This window comes from Campylobacter geochelonis (genome assembly GCF_013201685.1).
Taxonomy (GTDB): Bacteria; Campylobacterota; Campylobacteria; order Campylobacterales; family Campylobacteraceae; genus Campylobacter_B; species Campylobacter_B geochelonis.
This window is the reverse complement of the sequence record NZ_CP053844.1, coordinates 1,987,126-2,010,265: the sequence shown is the minus strand read 5'-3', so window position 1 is coordinate 2,010,265 and position 23,140 is coordinate 1,987,126. Positions and strand designations below refer to the sequence as shown.

Annotated in this window: 17 protein-coding genes; 9 read left to right on the top strand and 8 right to left on the bottom strand. The window is 33.9% G+C overall.

Translation table 11 applies throughout. The features are described from left to right. Nucleotides 1-12: 12 nt before the first annotated feature. From selB to CGEO_RS09155, 5 genes are read right to left on the bottom strand one after another with little or no spacing between them, the layout of a single operon-like run. A complete protein-coding gene (gene selB, locus CGEO_RS09175) occupies nucleotides 13-1,833 on the bottom strand; it encodes a selenocysteine-specific translation elongation factor (protein ID WP_106381567.1) in 1,821 nt (606 codons plus the stop codon). Further along, nucleotides 1,826-3,154 (bottom strand): L-seryl-tRNA(Sec) selenium transferase, encoded by a 1,329-nt coding sequence (selA, locus tag CGEO_RS09170; protein WP_075493080.1) that lies wholly within the window; start codon nucleotides 3,152-3,154, stop codon nucleotides 1,826-1,828. The genes selB and selA overlap by 8 nt, the downstream gene beginning before the upstream one ends. After that, nucleotides 3,151-3,825 (bottom strand): response regulator, encoded by a 675-nt coding sequence (locus CGEO_RS09165; RefSeq protein ID WP_075493081.1) that lies wholly within the window; start codon nucleotides 3,823-3,825, stop codon nucleotides 3,151-3,153. Before CGEO_RS09165 ends, selA begins: the two co-directional genes overlap by 4 nt. Further along, the gene (locus CGEO_RS09160; protein ID WP_075540028.1) at nucleotides 3,822-5,378 is read right to left on the bottom strand and encodes a sensor histidine kinase; all 1,557 of its coding nucleotides are present in this window, start codon (nucleotides 5,376-5,378) and stop codon (nucleotides 3,822-3,824) included. The genes CGEO_RS09165 and CGEO_RS09160 overlap by 4 nt, the downstream gene beginning before the upstream one ends. Continuing rightward, complete coding sequence (locus CGEO_RS09155) at nucleotides 5,375-6,397, bottom strand: ABC transporter substrate-binding protein (protein WP_165590152.1); 1,023 nt, start codon at nucleotides 6,395-6,397, stop codon at nucleotides 5,375-5,377. The genes CGEO_RS09160 and CGEO_RS09155 overlap by 4 nt, the downstream gene beginning before the upstream one ends. 101 nt (nucleotides 6,398-6,498) lie before the next feature. Here CGEO_RS09155 and CGEO_RS09150 point away from each other — a divergent pair, with 101 nt between their 5' ends. From CGEO_RS09150 to dcuC, 8 genes are all read left to right on the top strand, one after another. Continuing rightward, nucleotides 6,499-8,181 carry a 4Fe-4S dicluster domain-containing protein gene (locus CGEO_RS09150; protein WP_075540030.1) on the top strand — a complete coding sequence of 561 codons (1,683 nt, stop codon included), beginning with the start codon at nucleotides 6,499-6,501 and terminating at the stop codon, nucleotides 8,179-8,181. Next, nucleotides 8,178-8,885: a molecular chaperone TorD family protein gene (locus CGEO_RS09145; protein WP_075493085.1), complete on the top strand. Its 708-nt coding sequence runs from the start codon at nucleotides 8,178-8,180 to the stop codon at nucleotides 8,883-8,885. The genes CGEO_RS09150 and CGEO_RS09145 overlap by 4 nt, the downstream gene beginning before the upstream one ends. Before the next feature lie 202 nt (nucleotides 8,886-9,087). Continuing rightward, nucleotides 9,088-9,285, top strand: a complete 198-nt coding sequence (locus tag CGEO_RS09140) for a Tat pathway signal protein (protein ID WP_075493086.1) — start codon at nucleotides 9,088-9,090, stop codon at nucleotides 9,283-9,285. Nucleotides 9,286-9,293: 8 nt separating this feature from the next. Next, complete coding sequence (locus tag CGEO_RS09135; RefSeq protein WP_172658137.1) at nucleotides 9,294-12,215, top strand: formate dehydrogenase subunit alpha; 2,922 nt, start codon at nucleotides 9,294-9,296, stop codon at nucleotides 12,213-12,215. 10 nt (nucleotides 12,216-12,225) lie between these two features. Further along, a complete protein-coding gene (gene fdh3B, locus CGEO_RS09130) occupies nucleotides 12,226-12,798 on the top strand; it encodes a formate dehydrogenase FDH3 subunit beta (protein WP_075493089.1) in 573 nt (190 codons plus the stop codon). Between the two features lie 81 nt (nucleotides 12,799-12,879). After that, nucleotides 12,880-13,476 (top strand): complement resistance protein TraT, encoded by a 597-nt coding sequence (traT, locus tag CGEO_RS09125; RefSeq protein WP_075493090.1) that lies wholly within the window; start codon nucleotides 12,880-12,882, stop codon nucleotides 13,474-13,476. A 133-nt stretch (nucleotides 13,477-13,609) separates the two neighbouring features. After that, nucleotides 13,610-14,308: a dipeptidase PepE gene (gene pepE / locus CGEO_RS09120; RefSeq protein WP_075493091.1), complete on the top strand. Its 699-nt coding sequence runs from the start codon at nucleotides 13,610-13,612 to the stop codon at nucleotides 14,306-14,308. A 10-nt stretch (nucleotides 14,309-14,318) separates the two neighbouring features. Beyond that, nucleotides 14,319-15,650 (top strand): C4-dicarboxylate transporter DcuC, encoded by a 1,332-nt coding sequence (gene dcuC / locus CGEO_RS09115; protein WP_075540032.1) that lies wholly within the window; start codon nucleotides 14,319-14,321, stop codon nucleotides 15,648-15,650. A 1,022-nt stretch (nucleotides 15,651-16,672) separates the two neighbouring features. On the opposite strand, the gene pdxS is transcribed toward dcuC, so the two are convergent. After that, nucleotides 16,673-17,515 (bottom strand): pyridoxal 5'-phosphate synthase lyase subunit PdxS, encoded by an 843-nt coding sequence (gene pdxS / locus CGEO_RS09110; RefSeq protein ID WP_075493093.1) that lies wholly within the window; start codon nucleotides 17,513-17,515, stop codon nucleotides 16,673-16,675. A gap of 91 nt (nucleotides 17,516-17,606) precedes the next feature. On the opposite strand from pdxS, the gene pdxR reads away from it, so the two are divergent. Then, nucleotides 17,607-18,947, top strand: a complete 1,341-nt coding sequence (gene pdxR, locus CGEO_RS09105; protein ID WP_075540033.1) for a MocR-like pyridoxine biosynthesis transcription factor PdxR — start codon at nucleotides 17,607-17,609, stop codon at nucleotides 18,945-18,947. A 1,365-nt stretch (nucleotides 18,948-20,312) separates the two neighbouring features. Here the strand turns inward: pdxR and CGEO_RS09100 are convergent. Both CGEO_RS09100 and csx2 read right to left on the bottom strand, forming a co-directional pair. Next, nucleotides 20,313-21,158 carry a tetratricopeptide repeat protein gene (locus CGEO_RS09100; protein WP_075540034.1) on the bottom strand — a complete coding sequence of 282 codons (846 nt, stop codon included), beginning with the start codon at nucleotides 21,156-21,158 and terminating at the stop codon, nucleotides 20,313-20,315. 797 nt (nucleotides 21,159-21,955) lie between these two features. Continuing rightward, complete coding sequence (csx2, locus tag CGEO_RS09095) at nucleotides 21,956-23,140, bottom strand: TIGR02221 family CRISPR-associated protein (RefSeq protein WP_075540035.1); 1,185 nt, start codon at nucleotides 23,138-23,140, stop codon at nucleotides 21,956-21,958.

Here is a 23,140-nt window from a genome sequence, read left to right as displayed (position 1 = left end):
TAAAGTTAAATATTAATCCACAAACATTCTATCATTATCACTCTTAACGATATCGCCGAAGTTATCTAGGTATTCAAGATATGATATGATAAATTTACGACTCAGCCCAAGCTCGTTTTTGGCATTTGCTACATTTACTTTGCCATCTTTTTTGATGATATTTCTTAGCTTTGTCATGGCTAAATTTAGGTTACTGCTTGTTATAAAAAGATTGTGTGCTAGGCGAACTACCTTTTTAGCTCTTGTTAGAGCTTTAAGCGCGTTATCGCCAGTTTGCCGGTCGATATCAAGCTCATCGTAGATGTTATATGGCGCTTGTGGAGCAAGAGAGCTGTTTTCTAAAATAGTGTAAATTTTATCATTTAAACTCTCTTTTATCTTAGAAAAATCCACCCCTTTTTTGATAAAAAGCAAGCCATTTTTCTCAACCAATCCCTCTTTTTCTAACTCATTTAGGGCTAATGCCGTTAGACTTTGGCTAGCCCAATTTATCCTTAAAGCAATACTTTGAGCTGAAAATACCGCAAATTCGTTTTTAGAGATGATAAATTTGATAGTATTTTTAAGATCTTGCAAGGCTTGATTTGAGTAAATGCAAAGACTATCTTTATCTACAAAGACATTTTTAAGTTCAAGTGCGATTAAAAGGGCTTTTTCATGCTCGATTCCAAACCTTTGGTAACTTGAAATAATACCAAAACCATGTCTGTGAAAACTGCTTAAAATCTCAAAAGCTTTTTTAAAATCTTTTTGAGACAAGCTTAAAAGTAAATTTATCTTTTCGCTTTTTTTAAGCGGCTCACTAACTGGGTTTAAAACTTTTCCGCCACCGATAACACGGGAGTTGGCAAGCACTACAAAAGGCTCGTTAAATTTAGCAAAAACAGCTTTATTAAATTTAAAAGTTACAAATTTCTCTTTATTTTTATCGCTTAAAATGGTGCATTTTGCACTTACTTGCCTGCTTCCTATACAAAAAATTACGTTTTGATTATGAGAAATTTCACCCTTAAAAAGACAATCAACCTCTTTAAAACCTCTAAAAAAACCCTTTTTGCTTAGAATTTGTCCTTTTGCTAACATACTGGTTGGAATGTCAGTTAAATTTAGCGCTACTCTGTTTGGAGAAGTTGCTAAGTTTAGGAAGCTTTCATGAACTTGAACGCTTCTTACACTTACAACTTTGTCTAAATCAAGACAAACTAGCTTCTCATTTTTTTTAATCTCACCTTCAACCAAGCTTCCAGTTACAACCGTTCCTATGCCTTTTAGGCTAAAAATGCGGTCGATGTAATACCGTGTAACAACGCCACTTTCACGCTCTTTTGGCTTTAGTGTGAAAAGATAGTTTTTAAGCTCATCGATGCTAGGTTTATCTTTTATGCTTACAAAAAAAGTTTGCAAAATTTCTAAATTTTTATAATTTAAGATAAAATCTTTAACCTCAGCTTCAACCTTTTTTTGCTTTGTTTTATCTGTTAAATCGCACTTTGTTATGACTAAAATAATGCTTTTAACACCAAGGATAGAGAGAATTTCTATATGCTCTTTAGTCTGCGGCATAAGAGAGTCATCGCTTGCGACAACTAGCATCGCCGCATCAAAAGCGTAAGCTCCACTTATCATAGTTTTTACTAAATTTTCATGCCCTGGAACATCGATAAATGCGATGTTTGCGCTATCGTTTTTTAAATTTGAAAAGCTTAGGTCTATGGTTATGCCACGCTTAATTTCAGCTTCCATTTTATCGCCCTCAAAGCCATTTAGTGCTTTTATAAGTGCGGTTTTGCCGTGATCTATATGCCCTGAAGTGCCGATAATCAAACTATTTATCATCAAATAATTCCTTACAAACTCTTATAATTTCATCTAAATTCTCATCCATCACACTTCTAAAATCAAGCATAAATTTATCATTTTCAATGCGACCGATGATAAGTTTTTCTCTAAATTTAGCCTCTAGCTCCTCTGGATTTGCGGTAAATGCAAGAGCTACCGATGGATACTGGCGACATGGCATGGTTCCACCGCCAACAAATGTTGTAGTCTTAACGACTTCGCAGTTTGCGTTGATTTGCTCTTTTACTAAATTTGCCATTTTTTCAAGCTCATCTAAACTTTTATAAATTTGGTGCTGAGTTTGGATGAGATGAAATTCTTTATTTATATACGCTTTTAAGCTCTCATTTAAAAGGCTAAGAGTTATTTTATCGACTCTTAACATACGCATAAGTTGATTTTTTTTGATTTTATCTATAAGCTCTTTTTTACCTATGATGATGCCACACTGAACGCTTCCAAAGAGTTTATCACCGCTAAAACTAACTAGACTAACGCCACTTTCAAGCACTTTTTTAAGAGGTGGTTCAAGCTTGCCAAGAGAGTATGGAAGCTCGTTTAAATAAGCACTTCCTAAATCATAGTAGTCTAAAATGCCGCGCTTTTTAGCTAAATTTGAAATCTCTTCTAAACTAGTACTTTGGCTAAATCCACTTATAGTAAAATTTGATGGATGAACTTTCATCAAAAGTGCCGTATCTTCGCTAATAGCGCCTTCATAATCGCTTATTTTAGTTTTATTTGTAGTTCCAACCTCTTTTAAGGTTGTCCCAGAGTTACTCATAACCTCAGGAACTCTAAAGCTTCCGCCAATTTCTACAAGCTCGCCTCTGCTTACGATGGTTTCTTTGCCTTTTGCAAAAGTATTAAGCACCAAAAAAACAGCACTTGCGTTGTTGTTTACCACAACTGCGTCTTCGCACTCAAAAAGCATAGAGCAAAGTTTGCTTGTATAAGCATATCGTTCGCCACGTTTTCCAAGCGCTACGTTGTATTCTAAATTTGAGTATGAAGTTATGGTTTTTAAGGCTTTGTTTAAAATTTCTTTACTTATAACGCTTCTTCCTAAATTTGTATGAAGCACAACGCCAGTTGCGTTTATAAGAGGTTTTAGTTCTAAATTTTCATACTCTTTATACTCGTTTTTTATCTTTTTTACTATCTCATCTTCGTTTAAATAAGGTAGATTTTTTACCGCTTTTTCTCGCTCTTTTTGAATAACTTCTTTTGCAAGTTTTAAAACAAGTGGCGCAAAAAGTTCGCTAAATTCGGCTCTTAAAACAAGCTTGTCGATTTTAGGCAGAGTTATTTTCATAACAAATCCACGTTTGCTAAATTCTCTTTTTTAAACTGATACTTTGAGTTTTGAAGTTTGACTAAAATTTCTAAGTCCCCAAGTTGCTTAAACAGCTTTATAATCGTTGGTTTACTAACATCGATATTATCCATGATATCGGAGTATGAGTGGTTAAAAACGCTATTTTCATCGAGATTATTTATAATAAATTTAACCATCTCGACAGCTTTTGTATCTGTTATCGCAGCGACAGTTTTGATGATATTTTCATTTTTTTCTATCTCTTTGTCTTGAATTTTGGTTAAAAGTAGGTCATAAAGATGGTTTAAAAGCTCTTTTATATTTATCGGTTTTACCATATATCCTTCAGCTTTAAGTTTTATAGCTTCAAGGAGATATTTTGTATCTGTATAGGCTGTAGTAAAGATAATGGGCGTTTCAAAACCCTCTTCTCTAAGTGTTCGTAAAAACTCGATTCCAGTTGTATTTTCTAGTAAAATATCGCTTATAATCGCATCAACTGCTCTACTTTTTATAATCTCATAAGCGCTCTTTGCATCTTTGCAAGGATAAATTTCTTTAACAAAGTCTTCTAAAACAGTTGTTGTTTGGTGTAGCAAGCTAACTTCATCTTCTATATAGAGAATATTAAAATTTGCTAAAATGTCTAAATTTCTCTCTTTTTTCATACTTTTTGCTCCATAAGAGGTATTTTTATAATAAATTTTGCACATTTGTACTGTACGTTGTCTTTTTTTAGTATAACATTTTTTACATCTATTTGTCCTTGAACGTGTTTTTCGATGATGTTTTTACCCATATAAAGTCCAACGCCAGTGCCTACGCTTTGGTGCTTTGTAGTAAAATATGGGTCAAAAATTTTATCTATTATCATCTCATCAACGCCGCCTGCATTATCTGTTATTTCAACTAAAGCAAACTCTTCATCTTTAAAAACTTCGATTAAGATAAATTTATCCTCTTGCTCGCTTTTCATCGCATCTTTTGCGTTGTTTATGATGTTTATAAATGTCTGCATTATCTCATTTTTATAAGAGTTTATAACGCTATCTTCGCGCACTTCAAGACTTAGTTTAATGCTTGCTTTATCTAGCATATATCTTGTAAGTCTTATCGCATCTTTTAAGACTTGAGATACGCTAAATTCGACCTTTTCTCTGGTTGGACTGTAGAAATTTTTAAAGTCTTCTAGCGTTTTTGACATACTATTTGATAAGATAAGAGCCTCTGTTACTTGTGATTTTACAAACTCTGGAGTTAGTTTGTTTTTGTTAAGTTTGGTTTCAAAACTCTGTATTATCATAGAAATTGCGCCAAGAGGCTGTCTCCATTGATGAGATACGTTTTCTAGCATCTCGCCAAGACTTGCTGCTCTTGATTGCACAAAAATTGTTTTATCTTTTTGGCGTGAAATTTCAAGCTCTTTTTTAAGTTTGATTTCAAGGTTTTCGTTTAGCTCTTGAAGCTCTTTAGTCTTTTCAAGAACGCTTTTTTCAAGGCGTTGGTTTATCTTTTTAGAATTTATAGTAAGCACGACAACAAGCATAAAAAACAGCACAGTAGTTATTATCAAAGAAAGAGAAAGCAGCTTAATGCTTCTTGTATACATGCTATCGATTCTGTTTTTTTGGTTATTTATCTCTTTTAAATAGTGTGTTAAAAGCAGATAAACGTTTGTGTTTATCGAAGAGAGGTCTTTTTTAAGGCGCATTACCTCGATAACTGGAACTTGCGTAGCTTGAGCAGCTTTTAGTGTTTTATCAACCACATTTAGCTTTTGCGTGATATCATCTTCAAGATCAAATTTATAATAATTATATAAAAACGGCTCAGATGATATGAAAAAATATCTATTTATAAAGTCTAAAAATGAGAGCTTGTTTACATCGATTTTTGGTAAATTTAGATAGATTTGCCACTCTTGATTTATCTCATCAAGGCTAAATTTAATCGTTTGGATATTTGCCTTGTTATCTGTGGTTTCAAATTTATCAATCGCATAGCTAATGTTTGCATTATACACATCTCGTATACGCTCAAGCCTAACGATAGGAGCGATGTTTTGAGTGTAAATATCATCGATTACGTTTTTTAAATTTGTGATATATATGATAAAAACAAGAAGCATCGATATCATCGTGATAAAAGTGATGGTTAGGAGTAAATTTATATTTTTTCTAAAGCCGAGTTTTTCTATGATATTTTTTGTTGTTTCTATCATGGTTTTGTTCTTTGATAGACGATTTTTCCACTAGTATTTTCATCAAATTTGATGATATAGTTGGTGTTAAAAAATTTGTATTTATCTATAACTTTTTTTGCTTTGTTGATAAAATTTTTCTTTGAGTGTGCGTTAAATTTAGTCTCTTCAAAGACTTTTGAAATCAAAAAAGCATTTAAAAAAGCAGCGTATGACAGCTCGTTTGGTTTTAAATTTTTTTGCATGGCTAGCTTTTTGTATAAATTTGCTAAGTTTTTTGAGTTATTAAAACTAGGAGTAAAAGTAGATATAAAAACGCGCCAAGGCTTTTTTAAATTTGTCAAATCCGCATCGCCAAGAAAGACAAATTTAGAACCAACGTTAAAATCTTCTAGCTTGCTTACGATATCAACAGCAGTATCGTTTAAAAGAGCAAAGATTACAACATCGCTATCTTCTTGAACGATATTTTCTAAAATCGGCTCTGTGACATTTGAGTTTTTTTTATATGAAATACTTGAGTAAATTTTCAAACCTCTCTTATCAAGCGCTTGTGCAAGGCTGTTATACGCCTCTTCGCCATGTTCGCCACTTTGATAAACTAGGCTAATTTTTTTTAAATTTTTTGTATAAAAATAATCAACCAAACTCTCCATCTCAAACTCAAAAGTAGCCCTTGTGTTTATAACGCACTCAAAGACTTTAAAGTCTAAAAAATTTGCTCCAGAAACAGGAGAGAAAACCACTAGCTTGTTGCTTAAAATTTCAGGCACAATCTGCCTTATATCAACAGTATCTACAGGCATAAAAACAGCGCTAGCGCCGCTTATATGAGTTAAAATGTTGTGTTTAAATTTATCTTGGTTTGAAGCATCATCATAAACTACAAAATTTATCTTATTTACATTTTTTGCGTTATAATCATCAAAGTACAAATTTGCACCGTTTTTTATCCTTTGACCAACTCCTTTGTTAAAACCACTAAGCGGTAGCGACGATATAAGGGTTAAATCTAAGGCAAACAAGTTGGACAAGAGCATAAATAAACATATAATTTTTTTCATGTTTATAATTATATCAAACAAATATAAAATAACTTAGCAAATGTATTGATTAAAAATTTCATTAAAGGAATTTAAAAATGAAAGAATTTGTTTTTATAAAAACTCCAGATATAGATGCGGTTTTGCCAGATGATATCGACGTTTTAGATAGTGTTAATAGCGCGGAGTATTTAGTTAGCAACTCAAAAGATGCAAAAGCTCAAGTCTATGCGCCAGAGATTAATTTTTATCTTAAAAACAGCCAAGATAGCGTGCTAGAAAAAGCAAAAATGGCAGAGCTTTTATATGAGGCTAGAGCGCACACTTTTGATAGAGCAGTTGATATGGACTATCAAAAAGAGGTTGGTAAAAATGTCATTATCATAAGTGATGATGAAAAAACAACTCTTGCTTCTAAGCTTTCAGATGAAGGTTATAAAGTGATATCTTTAAGCCACGCTGAGGTTAAATTTCTTTATGGCGAAATCGGCGAGTTATACGTAACGGTGCTTAGAGAAAATGATGAGTTTGAGGTTATATCAGACTTTGTTTTAGTAAATGGCATAAAAGAGTATATGCTAAGACAAAGCGGCACAGCCGAAATAGCAAATTTAAAAGATGATGAAATTCTAGCTTTTTTAAACACTCGCTCTCCAGTTTATAGATACAAAAGCGCTATTACTTACGATCAAAGCATTTGCCAGTATCATGAAAGAAGAAGTGAGCATTGTGCAAAGTGTGTTGAAATTTGCCCGACTGTGGCGATTTTAAAAGATGATGAGAACAAACATCTTGTATTTTCTCATATTGATTGTAACGAGTGCGGCGGGTGCGTGAGTGTGTGTCCAAGTGGGGCGATTGACTATGCTAAGATGCCACGAGGTGCATTTATCGATGTGGCTAAGATGTATAAAGGTAAAAAAATCATCATAACGCCGCGCATAATGGACTTAGAGGACTTTGATATCATTTTACCAGAGGGGTTTTTACCATTTGGCGTAGAGGGCGAGAAGTTTTTAAGTCAAGTTCATCTGCTTACGCTCTTACAAGAAAGTGGGGCGAGTTTGATTTTTTACTCTGATATCATTTCGGCTGGCGTTAGAGAGTCTATAGAGCTAATAAATCAAATTTATAAGGCTAAATTTAACGAAGTTGCTATAGAAATCGCAACCGATGAGATAGAGCTAAGAAAAGCGATAAAAAATGCCAAATTTATCCAAGGTTCACAATATAGCATGAGCGAATACGCCCTTGCTAAAAGAGAAATCTTTGCAAAACGAGTTAAATACTTAGTTGGAGATGAGAATTTAGGTGTGGCAAAAAGTGGCGAGTGGATAAGATATGGCAAGGTTGAGATAAACCAAGATGCCTGTACACTTTGCTTAAGTTGCGTTGGAGCGTGTAATGTAAGCGCGCTAGTTGCTGATGAAAAGGATAACTCTATCAAATTTAACGCTTCACTTTGCACGACTTGTGGATACTGTGAGGTAAGTTGTGCTGAAGATGGCGCTATAGCACTAACTCGTGGAGAGTTAAGGCTTGAGCCAAGTTATTTTGAGTATCAAACTTTGGCAAAAGATTCGCTTTTTGCCTGTATTGAGTGTGGCAAAGAGTTTGCAACTACAAAAGCAGTTATGAAAATCGCCCAGCTTATGACTCCAAAATTTGGCGATGACTCGTATAAGATAAAGACACTTTATTGTTGCGCTGACTGCAAAGCTAAGATAATGATAAAAAAGCAGATGGAAGATGCTGCAAAAATTTATGAGGATGGAAAATGAACGAAAATTTAAGCCTTGCTAGAAGTTTTTACTATGAGTTTTTTGCGATACCATTTTTTTTCAGCGAAAACGATACTAAATTTAAGCTTTTTAAAGAGCAGTTAAGATATCTTGCGACTTCGCCACTGCAAGAAAGCGATAGGGCGAGTTTTGAAGCATTAGAAGAGTTTAGTTTCGAGAGCTTTAAAAAAGAGCAAAATTTAGTTTTGTTTGACTACTCGTTTTCAAATGTTCCGCTAACTGCGTCATTTTACGCAGAAGGAAGAGATGATGGCAAGGCAAGAATACTTGTTTTAGAAACACTTAGAAAGAGCAAATTTAGGCGAAATGATAAGGTGTGTAAAGATAGTGAGGATTTTATCGGATTTATCTTTTATGCGATGTCAAGCTTGCTAAAAGATGAGGTTGGACAAAACAATTTCTTAAGCACAGAGCTTTTTGTAAATGTTATAAATGGTTTTGTCGATGAGTTAAGCGAGCTTATGAAAGAGAACAAAGGCTCTGTTTTTTACGCACAACTTGCAAATTTGATGAGTTCGTTTTTTGCTTTTGAGAGAGCTTTTTTAGGCGTTAAAACACCTATTTTTGAAAAAAGTGTGGCAAAAGAAGCTATGCAAAAAGCTCCATATATCTCTAAATTTGGCGAAAGCAAAGATAAATATGAGTGGAGTGATGAGCTTAGCAAATATCAAGAAGAGTTATAGATAATATAAGTTTAAAAATAAATAAAATATATTTAAAGAGACGAAAACTCATAAACTTTTAATCATAAATATGCTAAATTTGCAGGTTAGCGTATTATAAAGTTAGTTTAGAAGTCTTTTTTTATCATAAAATATGCAAATTTTACATATTGATAGATTTAAAATAACTTTTAAAATTTACAAACGATACAAAGGAGATAAGATGAAAGATGGTAGAAGGGAATTTTTAAAAAAATCCTTAAAAGTCGCGGCTGTTGCGGGCGTTGCGACAACTGCAGCTGTAGCTAGCCAAAAGGGCGAACCACAAAGTAGTGGCGTAGTCAGTGGCAAAATAGCAAAAAAAGAGGTGCTTTACTATAAAAGCCAAAACTGGGAAAAATACTACAAAGTAGCCTATTAGGAGTTATTATGAGTCAGAGTAATGTCGGAAGGCGTTCTTTTCTTAAACTAGCAGCAATCGGCGCAGGTGCGAGTGCTACATCGGTTTTTGGAAACAACGAAACCTTAAGAGAAGCGACAAACGAAGAGATAAAAAACCCATTTCCAAATTCTGTGATAAAAAAGACAATTTGTTCGATTTGTTCAGCAGGGTGTGGGGTTTTAGCCGAAGTTGATGAAGCTTCAAACACATGGATTCGCCAAGATATGGCGATAGATCATCCGATTTCACAAGGAAGTCACTGCTGTAAAGGAATCGATCAAATCGATTTAACAAAGTCAAAAATGAGACTTAAATACCCGCTTAAAAAAGTAAATGGCAAGTGGGAAAGAATGAGTTGGGAAAGTGCGATAGAAGAGATCGGTAACAAGATGCTTGAGATAAGAAAAGAAGATGGTCCTGATAGCGTTGAGTTTTTAGGTTCGGCTAAATTTTCAAACGAACAAGCATATTATTTTAGAAAATTTGCAGCATTTTGGGGAAGTAACAATATAGACCACGTTGCAAGAATTTGACATAGCGCAACAGTCGCCGGTGTGGCGAATACATGGGGTTATGGAGCTATGACAAATCACTTTGGTGATGTAACTAAAAATGCAAAAATGATGCTAGTAATCGGAGCAAATTCAGCCGTAGCAAATCCAGTTGGCGGAATGAAACATATGCTTCAAGCAAAAGATAGAAATAACGCAAAGCTTGTAGTTGTTGATCCTGTTTTTACAAGAACAGCAGCAAAAGCTGATATGTATATAAGAATTCGTCCAGGAACTGATATCGCATTTATCTATGGCGTTTTACACTTAATCTTTAAAAACGGCTGGGAGGATAAAGAGGTTATTAAAACCCAGACTTACGCAGTCGAAGAGATAAAAGAAGAAGCTGCAAAATGGACTCCAGAAGAGGTGGCAAATGTAACTGGTTGTACTCAAGAAGAGTTGATTAAATTCGCCACTATGTATGCAAACACAAAGCCAGCAACGCTATTTTGGTCGCTTGGTATCACTCAACACTCGGTTGGCAGCTCAAATACGAGAATTCTTTCAATCCTACAGCTTGTCTTAGGAAATATGGGTAAAGAAGGTGGCGGATGTAACATCATCAGAGGACATGATAATGTTCAAGGTGCGACTGATATGAACTGTCTAGCTGATAGTTTGCCAGGATATTATGGGTTAGCTGATGGCGTGTGGAAGCACTTTTGTCAAGGTTGGGGCGTTGAGTATGATAAATTTATCAAAAGATTTGCCGTATCAACAAAAGAGAAAAGAGAAAAACTTGGACAAAAGGTAGAGGGAACAAATTTCAGTGAGTATTTTTATCACGATGAGAAAAATCCAGAAGATAGAAACTGGAGAAACGAAAAGGGATACTCGCTTTCTAAATGGTATCAAGGCGTTTTAAAAGAGGAAAATACATTCTCAAGTGGAAATTTACGAGTTCTTTGGGTTCAAGGAACAGGCATTACCTCTATGGCTCAGCAGATAAAAATTCAAGAAGCACTAACCAAACTTGATATGCTTGTTGTCGTAGAGCCGTTTTTAAACGAAGTTGCGATTTTAAGTGATAGAACGGATGGAATTTATGTTCTTCCAGCTTGTACGCAGTTTGAAAGCGAGGGGCATTTATCAGCTACAAACCGTTCAGCCCAGTGGAGAACTAAAGTTATAAATCCAATCTATGAAAGCAAAGAAGATCAAGATGTTATGTTTGCATTTGCTAAAAAATTTGGCTTTTATGATGAGTATGTAAAAGGTATGAAAATGGGCGTTGTTGATGGCGTAATCAAACAAGTCAAAGATGACTTTAAGTGGCCAGATGACGCGACTGATGAGATAGCTAGAACTACTCAAAGTATCGGAGATAACGGAAGAACTGCTGCAAGATTAAGAAAACATCAAGAAAATTGGCATAACTTTGATCCTGAAACTTTAATGGGTCGAGGACCAGTCGAGGGCGAATACTACGGACTTCCATGGCCTTGTTGGGATGAAGAGCATCCTGGAACTCCAATCCTTTATGATATAAGCAAACCTTATGTTAAAGGCGGTATGGGCTTTAGAAACAGATTTGGACTTGTGCATAATGGCGTTAGTCAGCTAGCTGATGATAGTATCACGCTTCCTGGCGCAAAAGTTAAGGGCGGATATGCTCAAATCACTAAAGAGAATATTGAAAAAATTCTAGGTATTACATTAACAGAAGAAGAAAAAGCAAAAATGGGACCAAGCTGGAGCATGGATTATAGTGGAATAATCGCTAAAAAATGTCGCGAAGCTGGAATTTGCCCATACGGCAATGCAAGAGCTAGAACTAAAGTATGGGAGTTTTTAGATCCGATCCCAAAACATCGCGAACCAATCCACTCGCCAAGATGGGATTTGGTTGCAAAATACCCAACATTTGGCGATCAAGCTAAAAATTTCCGTGTTTCAACTAAATATATCAGCGAACAAACCGAACAAGACTGGTCAAAAGAGTTCCCAACAGTTATGTCTTCTCTTAGACTTGTAAATTTAAGTGGCGCTGGTATGATAGAACGAACTAGTAAATATCTTTCTGAAATCACTCCAGAAATGTTTGCCCATGTTAATCCAAAACTAGCAGCAAAATACGGTATAAGAGATGGCTCTATGATGTGGATACACGCTCCACAAGGAACTAAAATAAAGGTAAAATGTATATATTCTGAGTCTGTTACTCCAGATAGAATTTGTCTGCCTTATAACTTTGCTGGAATTTTTCAAGGCGAGGATTTAAGCGCTAGATATCCACAAGATACTAAGCCATATACTATAGGCGAGAGTTCAAACACAGTTACAAACTACGGCTTTGACCCAGTTACTCAAATTTCAGAGTTTAACGCCGGACTTTGTAGACTAGAGAAAGCATAAGGGGTAAAAAATGGCAAGAATGAAATTTTATGTAGATAACAACAGATGTATCGCATGCTATGGTTGTCAAGTCGCTTGTGCTTCAGCTCATGAAGTCCCACTTGGTATAAAAAGAAGAAAAGTTATTATTTTAAATGAAGGAGTTGTAGGCAAAGAGGTTGCTAGCACACTTGCTTGTCAGCACTGCACGGACGCTCCTTGCGCGCAAGTTTGCCCAGTTCAATGCTTTTATATAAGAGAAGATGGCATAGTTCTTCATAACAAAAAAACTTGCATAGGATGTGGGTATTGCTTGTATGCTTGTCCTTTTGGTGCACCACAATTCCCAAGAGATGGTGCGTTTGGCATAAAAGGCGAGATGGATAAATGCACGATGTGTGCTGGAGGGCCGGAAGAGACTAACTCAGGAGTTGAGCGAGAGCTTTATGGACAAAACCGCATAGCAGAGGGAAAAGTTCCGATGTGTGCGGCGATTTGCTCGACTAATGCTTTGTTGGTTGGCGATGCGGCTGAAGTTTCTGATATGTATAGAAAACGCGTTATGACTAAAAGAGCGAGCGCTACGACTATAGATTTGTTTTAAATTTAAAGGGAGATTTCTCCCTTTAAATGCTAAATCGCTAAATTTGTGCTAGAATTTGGCTATCTTTTTAAAGGATGAGTTATGAAAAAATTTATCTTACCTCTTTTAGCACTGTTTGCTTTTGTTGGTTGTTCTATCAAGCCAAATTTAAACGAAGGCATTATAAAAACAAGCGAGCCTATCTTTATAAATTCCGCGTCTAAAAACAACAAAACTTATGTTAAATTTACAAACACAAGCAATGTCGATAGCAACCTTACTAGCGCACTATCTTTAGAGTTATCGCAAAATGGCTATGAGGTAGTTGGCGATGAAAAACTAGCAAGTATCATAATAAATGGAAATTTAAATTACTTTAGAAGAACTTATATAAAAGATCCAGATCCGTTTGCAAGCTTTGGTTTTGGCTTTTCAAGAGGAAGATGGGGAAGTGGCGTTGGCGTTGGTTTTCCGTTTGGGTATTATGATGATGACTACGATAGTAGAACTAATAGCTACATTTATGATGCGCAACTTTCACTGCAAATTCGCATAAACGATGGCAAAAAAACAGATAGTTATAAAACAAATTTAGACTATCAAAGCAACAAAAATATAAATTCAATTTCCACTATGACAGATATCTTTAACCATAAAATCGCAAAGCAAATTTTGTATTATTTAAAAAGCTATCAGTAGGAGTTAAATTTAAACGTTATTAGAAACATAAAAATATTTATATATTTTTAACTAAGTATAAATTTTTTAGCTATGATTTATATTTAAGTTGATAATGTGTATAATCATACAACTTAAATATAAGGAAGGCAATATGAAAAAAGCACTACTTTTAAGCGCTTCAAGTTACAAAGATACCGGTTATCTAAATCATTCAAAAGGTTGGATAAAAGATTTTTTAGGGCAAAACTGGGAAGAAGAGATTTTATTTATCCCATTTGCTGGAGTTAGACGAACACACGATGAATACGAAAAAAAGGTGCAAGAGTGCCTAAATAACACAAACATTAAATCAATCCACAAATACAAAGATATGAAAGAAGCGGTTAAAAATGCTAAAACCATCGCAGTTGGCGGTGGAAATACCTTTATGTTGCTTCATGATTTGTATAAATATGACCTTGTTGATGCTATAAGAGAAGCTGTTGAAAACGGTGCTAAATACTTTGGCTGGTCAGCAGGCGCAAACATCGCTGGAAGCACGATGATGACAACAAACGATATGCCTATAATCATGCCAAAAAGCTTTGACTCATTTAATCTTTTCCCACATCAAATCAACCCACATTTCATAAGCGGTAAAATTTCAGGTCATAATGGCGAAAGTAGAGAAGAAAGACTTGAGGAGTTTTTGATAGTTAATCAACAAAGCACTATTTACGCGCTTCCAGAAGGAACTGCACTTCTTATAAATGGCAACGAAGTAGAGCTAATCGGACATAGTGATGCTTTAAAATTTGAGTATAAAAAAGATATCGCCACTGTAAAACTTGGCGAAAAATTTAAAATCTAAGGAGGATTTTATGCAGACATTTAGACTGCTATTAGCGATAGCAGGTATAATCGCGGTAATTTTTTTGCTGATTAAAAAACGAGATACCAAAACAGTTTTACTAGGCGTTGGACTTATCTTATGTGTAGCATGCCTAAAGCCGATGGATGGACTTAGTGCATTTACTAAATATATGACACAAGCAGGTTTAATCAAAGCGATTTGTGCATCTATGGGTTTTGCCTTTGTTATGAAATTTACAAAGTGCGATCAACATCTTATCAAACTACTTATAAATCCTATGAAAAATATCGGATTTATCCTAGTTCCGCTAACTACTTTTTTAACCTACTTTATCAACATCGCTATCCCATCTGCTGCTGGTTGTTCGGCTGCTGTTGGTGCGACTTTGATACCGCTTCTTATGGCTTCAGGAGTTAGACCTGCTATGGCTGGAGCTGCTGTTTTTGCTGGAACTTTTGGTAGTGTTTTAAGTCCTGGTTCAGCTCACAACATCTTCGTAACCGATATGGTTAAAAAAAGCATAGCTGATTACACTGTTCAAGATATCATATCTGTGCAACTTGTAAGTGCTTTAACTTCACTTGGCATTGTTTTGGTGGCGATGACTGTTATACTTTTTGTTTTTAAAGATTATACAAAAGGCAAAAACTATCTACTTGAGATGAATAGTGGTGCAACCGTTGCAAGCGGTGGTGCTAGTGAGAAAAAAGATGAAGATAAGGTTAATGTTCTTTATGCGATTATGCCTTTAGTTCCTCTTGTTATCCTAATCATCGGCGGAACAGAGTTAAAAAATGTATCATTTCTTGCATGGACTAAGATGGGCGTAGCTGAAGCTATGCTACTTGGTGCGATAGTTACGATTTTTGTTACGATGACAAATCCAGAGAAAATCACAAAAGAGTTTTTCAAAGGCATGGGTTCAGCTTATGCTGATGTTATCGGTATTATTATCGCAGCAGGCGTTTTTGTTGCTGGACTTACGGCTTGTGGAGCTATCGAGTTTATCATCGAGTGGCTTAAGAACGAGCAAGGATATGTTCGCTTTGGCTCAACCTATATACCGTTTTTGATGGGTGTTGTTACGGGTTCTGGTGACGCGGCGACTATGGCGTTTAACGCAGCAGTTACTCCTCACGCAGCTAATCTTGGCTTTGATCAAGCAAAACTAGGTATGGCAGCAGCGATTGCCGGCTCTCTTGGAAGAAGTGCTTCTCCACTTGCTGGAGCTGCGATAGTTTGCGCTGGTCTTGCGATGGTTAGCCCAGTTGAGATAGTAAAAAGAACAGCTTTAGGAATGCTTATATCAGTTACTGTTATAGCATTTGTTATCTTATAAAATACACTTCAAGCCCCATTTTGGGGCTTTATTTATTTTAGTGATTTGGATAAATTTGAAATAACAGCGCTTTAAAATGCGAAATTTTACGTTCGGGGCATTTTAAATTTATACAACTTTTATAAAATTTAGCGATAAAAAGCTTTTAATCTAATTTTGATTTTAAAAATCCACTAGCAAAATTTAGTTTTAAACAGGTCTTAAAATAGACTAAATTTATACCTCGCAAAATTTTTATATCTTTTTATATCTTTTTATTTAAATTTTAGTTGAATTTATAGCTGCTTTTCGTGCATTTGCAAACTAGAGTTTTGCGTGCCAAGATGGCGGTTTGATAAATTTTATAATCATATAAAATGAGTGTTTGGCGTGATGTTTAAGCGTGTTTTTGCGAAAAAAAGTATTGTTAATTTTAAATTTTATCAGGCGAAAATGGCATAAAATAGTGTTGTTGGCTTTATTATATTTAGTGAGTTTTTTGATATTTTGCTTAGTTAAACAGGCTTTATAAAGATATTTTGTCGCGTAGCTTGAAAATATACTGACTTGTTTTTAATCTTATCATATCAAAGCCAAATTTAATAAATTTGCATTTATATAAAATATTAAATTCTTATCAAAATAAACTTTTATTTTTTAACGTAAATATAAACATAGTTAAAGTTATTTAGTGTGCTTATCTAAACACAAGGATATTTTGTAGTCTTAAAAAACAAATGCAAAAGCCACAAAGCCAAATTTAAAAGCATAAAAAGCAAATTCATTAGCGCAAAAAAGTGCTTGTTTTACAAAATTTGACTAGAATTTATAAAAAACGCAAAGAAAATTTACCAACCAAGCCATTTTAGGAATTTATCTAAATTTTACCAGCGAGTATTAAAAATAGCAGACAAATTTAAAGTAAAATTCAAAGCTACCAAGCTTACTTAGATGCTATTTAGCATCTAAGCGCTCATATCATTTTATCTCTATTTTGATTTTAAAAAAGTTAAAATCAAAAGCATTCTTATCTAAATTTTAACCTATCTAAGCGACATTATAGTCTTAATCTCGTCCTCATTTATCCCGACCATCGCCTCGCCTAAATCTTTTGAAACCTCTAGCAAAACCTCGCTTTTATCATAGTTTTCTACCGCACGAACAATCGCGCTTGCTCTTTTAGCTGGATTTCCTGATTTAAAAATTCCACTTCCAACAAACACGCCCTCTGCTCCAAGTTGTCGCATTAACGCTGCGTCTGCTGGAGTTGCAACGCCACCAGCTGAAAAGTTTAAAACCGGAAGTTTGCCATGTTTGTTTACAAATTTAACAAGCTCGATATCTACTTCAAATTCCTTTGCCGCGCCCCATAGTTCATCTTTTTTAAGACCTTTGATTAGGGCGATTTCTTTATTTATCTGCCTTAGGTGTTTTACTGCTTGAACCACATCGCCAGTCCCAGCTTCGCCTTTTGTGCGTATCATTTTAGCACCCTCACTTATGCGTCTAAGCGCTTCGCCTAAATTTCTAGCACCGCAGACAAATGGCGTTTTAAAAGCGGTTTTATCGATGTGATAGAGTGAGTCAGCAGGCGATAAAACCTCGCTTTCATCGATAAAATCAATGCCTAAACTTTCTAAAATTTGAGCTTCTACGAAGTGTCCGATACGCACTTTTGCCATAACTGGTATGCTAACTGCTTTTTGAATTTGCTCTATCATTTTTGGATCGCTCATCCTAGAAACTCCACCAGCCGCTCTAATATCAGCTGGAACTCGCTCTAGCGCCATAACAGCGACCGCACCGGCATCTTGAGCGATTTTGGCTTGTGAGGCATCTGTTACATCCATGATAACGCCACCAAGAAGTTTGTCAAAAATAGTCATCTTTTATCCTTTTTTAAAAATATTTTGGCATTATAGTGATATACTGTGCGTATTTGTAGAGCCAAAATAATAAAATTTTATAAGGACAGATATGTTTTTAAATTTAAAAGAAGATGGTGGGTATTTATACTTACAAATTTATCAAGAAATTAAAAATTTGATAACAAAAAACACTCTTAAAAAAGATAGCAAGCTACCTTCTATTAGAACGCTTTGTAAGGAGTATCAAATCAGTAAAAATACAGTCACAAACGCCTATTATCAGCTTGAAATGGAGGGTTTTATACGGTGCGAAAATAAGGTTGGATTTTTTGTAAATAGTGCTGAACATTTGCTAAATTTAAAGCATGATAAAAAGCTAAATTTAAGCGCAAAAAAAGAGTATAAATTTGACTTTTCATATGGCGGGATAGATAAAGAGCATTTTCCATACTCGGTTTGGAAGAGGGTTTTTAAAGAGAGTTTAAGTGGGAGCGATTTGCTTGAAAGTAGCGATGCGAAGGGGTATTTGCCTTTGCGAGAGGTGATATCAAACTATCTTAAAAACTCTCGTGGTATAAACGCAAACGCAAGTGAAATCATCGTTTCAGCAGGAACTGAACATCTTTTTTATATCTTAAAAAAGCTTTTTAATCAAAGCAGCGTTTATGGGTTTGAAGATCCTGGATATGCGTGGAAGACTTCGTTTTTTACCTCTGATTTGCTAAATTTAAAGGCTTTAAAGGTTGATAAATACGGACTTGATACAAGCACACTAAAAGATGTTGATATTGCTTGGATAACACCATATCATCAATTTCCACTTGGCACTACGATGTCTTTAAAGACTAGAATTTTTTTACTTGAGTGGGCAAAACAGGGCGAAAAATACATAGTAGAAGATGACTATGATGGAGAATTTAAGTATAAAGGCAGAGTAATTCCTGCGCTAAAAAGCATGGATAAGGATGATAAGGTCGTATATCTTGGTAGCTTTTCAAACTCGCTAACTCCGGCTTTAAGACTTAGTTATATGGTGCTTCCGCAAGAATTAGGGCTAAGATATGAAGAGGCATTTTTGGGTTTTGTAAGCCCATGTTCGGTCTTTGTGCAAAAGGCTTTGAAAAAATTTATAGAAGATGGATACTTTGAAAAACATATAAATCGCATGAGAAATATCTATGCGCAAAAGCACGCTTTAATAAAACAAAGCTTAGAAAAAAGCGAGAAAATCACACTATATCCTAGCCAAATCGGCACATCGGTTGCCTTTAAGGCTAAAACTGATAGCGACTTTTTAAAAAGGTGCGAAGAGGCGAGTATGCGGCTTGGAAGCGTGAATGAGTGCCGCCAAAACAGGCTAGAAGAAGATGATGAGTTTATACTTGGTTTTGCAAAACCAACCTTAGATGAGCTTAAAGAGGGACTTGGTATTTTAAAAAAGTTAATTTAGTAAAACTATGAATGTTGTAATTTTAGCAGTATTTTGCGTGATACTTTGAGAATTTTGGCGTAGCGTGGCAAATGGAGCGCTAGATGATGGGATTGAATTTAAAAGTGTGATTGTTAAATTTAGGTAAAAATATTAAAAATTTTGATTTGTAAATAAAACAAGATATGGTTTGTAGGGTTTTAGAATTTATCTAGCGTGTTTTTCGTAATTTTTAAAAGTTAAATTTAAAGATATGAGCCACAAAAGTACGCAAATAAGAGCTTTGGTGAATGCAACTTATGATAAAATGCAGAGTAAATTTTTTAACTTTTTTGTCAAATAGATGCAATAAAAAGTGTAAAATTTTGCTTTTAGCATAAATGATGAGCTAAACGATACTGTGACTACTAAATTTAATCTTTATAAATATTTAAAATTTAAGTAAATTTATAACTAAATTTAGCTATTTTTGCGCCAAAATTTTAGCTTAGTTTAAGCTGCGTTTATAGTTTTGCACTAATTTATGCCAAAATGTTCCAAAGCAAGATGTGGTTTTAAAATATAATAAATTTTATTGATTAAAACAGTTGTTTTAGAAATTTTATAAAATATTTTATTTCAACTACATTAAAATAGCAAGTTATCTTAGAGCGATTTTAAGTTTGATTTATTAAAACAGTTTATTTTTAGAAATTTTATATAAAGCTGAGTATAAAATTTAGCTTTACCAAGAGTTAAATTTATAAGAATAACTTAAAATAATAACAAGTTAAATAAAGTTTTTATCTATTGAAATAAGTAAATTGTTTGTTAAACACTGCTTTAACAAAACTAGAAATTAAACAGTAGTTATATGAAATATTCATAAAATATTCTTATCATTCTAATGACTAAATTTAGTTTAAAAACAGTTGTTTTATCTCCGATGTCGTGCATTATCAAAGAATTTAGTATCCGAATTTAAGCTACGCGTTAAAATTAGCCAAATAAGTTTAAATAAAGCGTTTTAAGATATATAAACAAAGAAATTCTTTGCAATTCTATCTAGCAAAGAATTTCAGCTTTTATTTTATAAAATTAGCTTTGCTAAAATGCACATTTGGTAAAGCTAGAAATTTAAAACACCCAAGCGAAGTATTGCTTTAGGTGTTTTATAATTTAAATATCTTATATTACTAGCAGTTTTTATAATCCGTAAATCGTATCAAAAGCTCAGCTTAGAACAGCGCCAGTTTTACTAGCGATTTGCCAGTTTAGGCTAAATTACATAAAAATTTAGCACTAAAGAAGTTAAGCTTTTACTTGTTTACTTCCCTTTAATACGATAGTTTAACGCGTAGACACCCTTGCTAAATCACGTTTAAAACCAACTTAAATAAGCTAAATTTAAAAACTATTTGCCACATCGCACGCTTTTTGATACCCTGTTTGGCAAGCTTTTTTGTAATAATCGATAGCCTTATCCAAATCCTTATCTACGCCAAGACCTTTTTCATATAAAAGTCCGATATTGAAAATAGCACGACTGCTTCTTTGCTCGGCTGCTTTTTCATACCAATACATAGCTTTTTTATAGTCTATTTTTGTCCCTAAACCATAGTGATACATTAGCCCAACATCGTTTTGAGCAAATGCATCCCCTTGCTCGGCTGCTTTTTCATACCATTTAAGAGCTTTGGCTTCATCTTTTTGTGTGCCTATGCCGTTTTTATACATATCGCCGACTTCACGTTGAGAGGGAAGGTAGCCTTTTTCGGCGGCTTTTTCAAGAAGTTCAAGTGCTTTTTTATCGTTTTGCTCTACGCCTCTACCTTCAGAATACATCATAGCAAGGTTGTGGTAAGCATAGACATGACCATTAGTTGCGATAGCTTTTTCATATAGCTTTTTTGCTTTTGTGTGGTTTGCTTCTATTAAGCTTGATCCCTCATCATACAAAGCCCCAAGATCTACCATCGCTTCAGAGTTGCCACCATTTACTGAAATTTCAAAAAGTTCTATCGCTTTTTCCATATCTTTTTCTATATCTGTAGATAACGGTCCTATTCCCCATAAGAGCATTAAGCCTCGCATATGTGTCGCATAAGGGTCATTTCCAGCCTCTTCATAAAGCTTAGCCGCTGTGTCAAAATCACCCAAATCATACGCCTCGTTTGCCTTATCGACCAAGGCATTGTTGTTAGCAAAAAGAAAAGTTATGCTTAAAATCGCACCTATGATTAGTTTTTTCATGAAAAACTCCTTTTTGTAAATTTATATAAATTATATATGAAAATTAAATAATAATCAACAAGTAACGCTTTAATCACGCATTTTAAAACCAAAGTGGGAAGTTTAGTAAATTTAGTAATTTGCTAGCGAAGTTAAGAGCCGTTTTGAAATGTTTTAGCTAAATTTGGTTGTGATGTTGTAGTAGTTTTGCTCGTTATTTTAGCGATTAGATTGCTTTGTGATTTTTAAAAGTTGCTTCACCGCTATTTTAGTTTCTGAGCTTGTTATACGCAGCGGTTTATTTAAGAGTGCAGTTTTAAGTAAAGTTAATATGTGATTAAACCTAGTTTAAATTTAGTTTGAATTTAGGATAGCTTAAGAAATTTTTATGGATTTTGATGTGAAAAAGCTTTTTGAAATATGGTTAAATTTTATATTTATAAGCTTGAATCTTATAAAAAAGCTTGCTTAAGGCTGGTTTTGCGCTGAATTTGCAGATATGAAATAATGCTGTGTTTATAAAAAATTCAATATTTAAATTTAATTTCTATAAATTTTTTAAACAAGATGGTTAAATCAATAGTCTTTAGAAAAATTTAAAAGACTATCGATTTATTAAATGTCTAAACTAATCAATTCATCTATCTTAAAGAAAAACTTCGATATAAATTTAAAATAAACAATCTACGCTTTAAATAAAAAATATATCCTAAAAATACTTCATAAATTTAATAAATCGTTTACTAAAGCCAATTATCTTTAATACAAATCAACACTATAACAAATGCAACTTGTATATGGACGGTAAAATAACTTAATTATTCAAACAAATAAGATAAATCTTTTATATATTTTGGTAAATTTTTTATAGCATCTTCGTTTTCGATAATTTCCTTGTTATTTTCTAAGGCATGAGCTATGCCATTTCTTATTTCTCTAATGCATTCAAAATATTTATACTCATTTTGAGCTATTTCTTTTATAAATATATTATCTTTTTTCTTGTTGCTATCAAGCCCATCTCTTTTTGCGATAGCGCTGACAACGGCTTCTACTAAAACAACATAGCTAAGTGGGTAATTTTGATTTTCTTGATACCATTTTGCTAATTCATATTGAAAAATATGAAATTCCTCTACATTCAACCTATTAATAAAACTCAAAAGCTCCTTTCCAATAATCTTATAAATTTCATTCTCACTCTCTGTAAAGAATTTTATCTTGGTATATAAATTTCTAACCGCTTTTTGCAACGCTAACATATCTGACATATTTAAAGCGTTTGAAAAATCGTTAAAAGCATTTTTTATATCTTTTTTATCCTCTGTTTTATTTATAAGTCTTAATAAGTCTTTAGAATTTCCATAAATTTTAAGCGATCTAATTGCTTTGCCCCACTCTAAAAGTTCAAAAAACATAGATAAATTTATAATAGGCGTAGTACCATCATTTTCTCGTGATAATTCTAGCATACCATAATATATACCTTTTATATTTAATGGATTTTCGCGTGTATTTGAAGTAAATTCACTCATTACAAAGCTCATTAAAGATAGCGAGCGAAACGAATGTGTAATATCAAGATAAATCTCATCTTTCTCTTCCAGACCACTTGCTATTTCTAAGAATTTGGAAAAGTTATCCCAAAGTTCTATTTCATCAACGCCGTATTTGATGATAAAACATCTAGAGCCTTTAGTTTTAAGTGTTTTATCAATCTGACTCTCTATTAAATTAATGATGCTTTGTAAATTTCCTTTTTCTTGTTGTTCGTAAATTTTAAATTCCGTTTTTTCATCGCCGCCAAATTTACTATAAACAGCATCCCAAATCGACTTTTCTGTCCCAATTAAAAATAGCTTATCAATACTTAGATGCCTAGACAGAACGTTTGCTATAAATATCTCATTTTCATAAAGTTTGCCGTCTATTTTATAATTTGTTTTATTATAGCCTTTGTTTTTATCGCCAGTTCCAATTGAGCTAATGAGTACTTTTGCCAT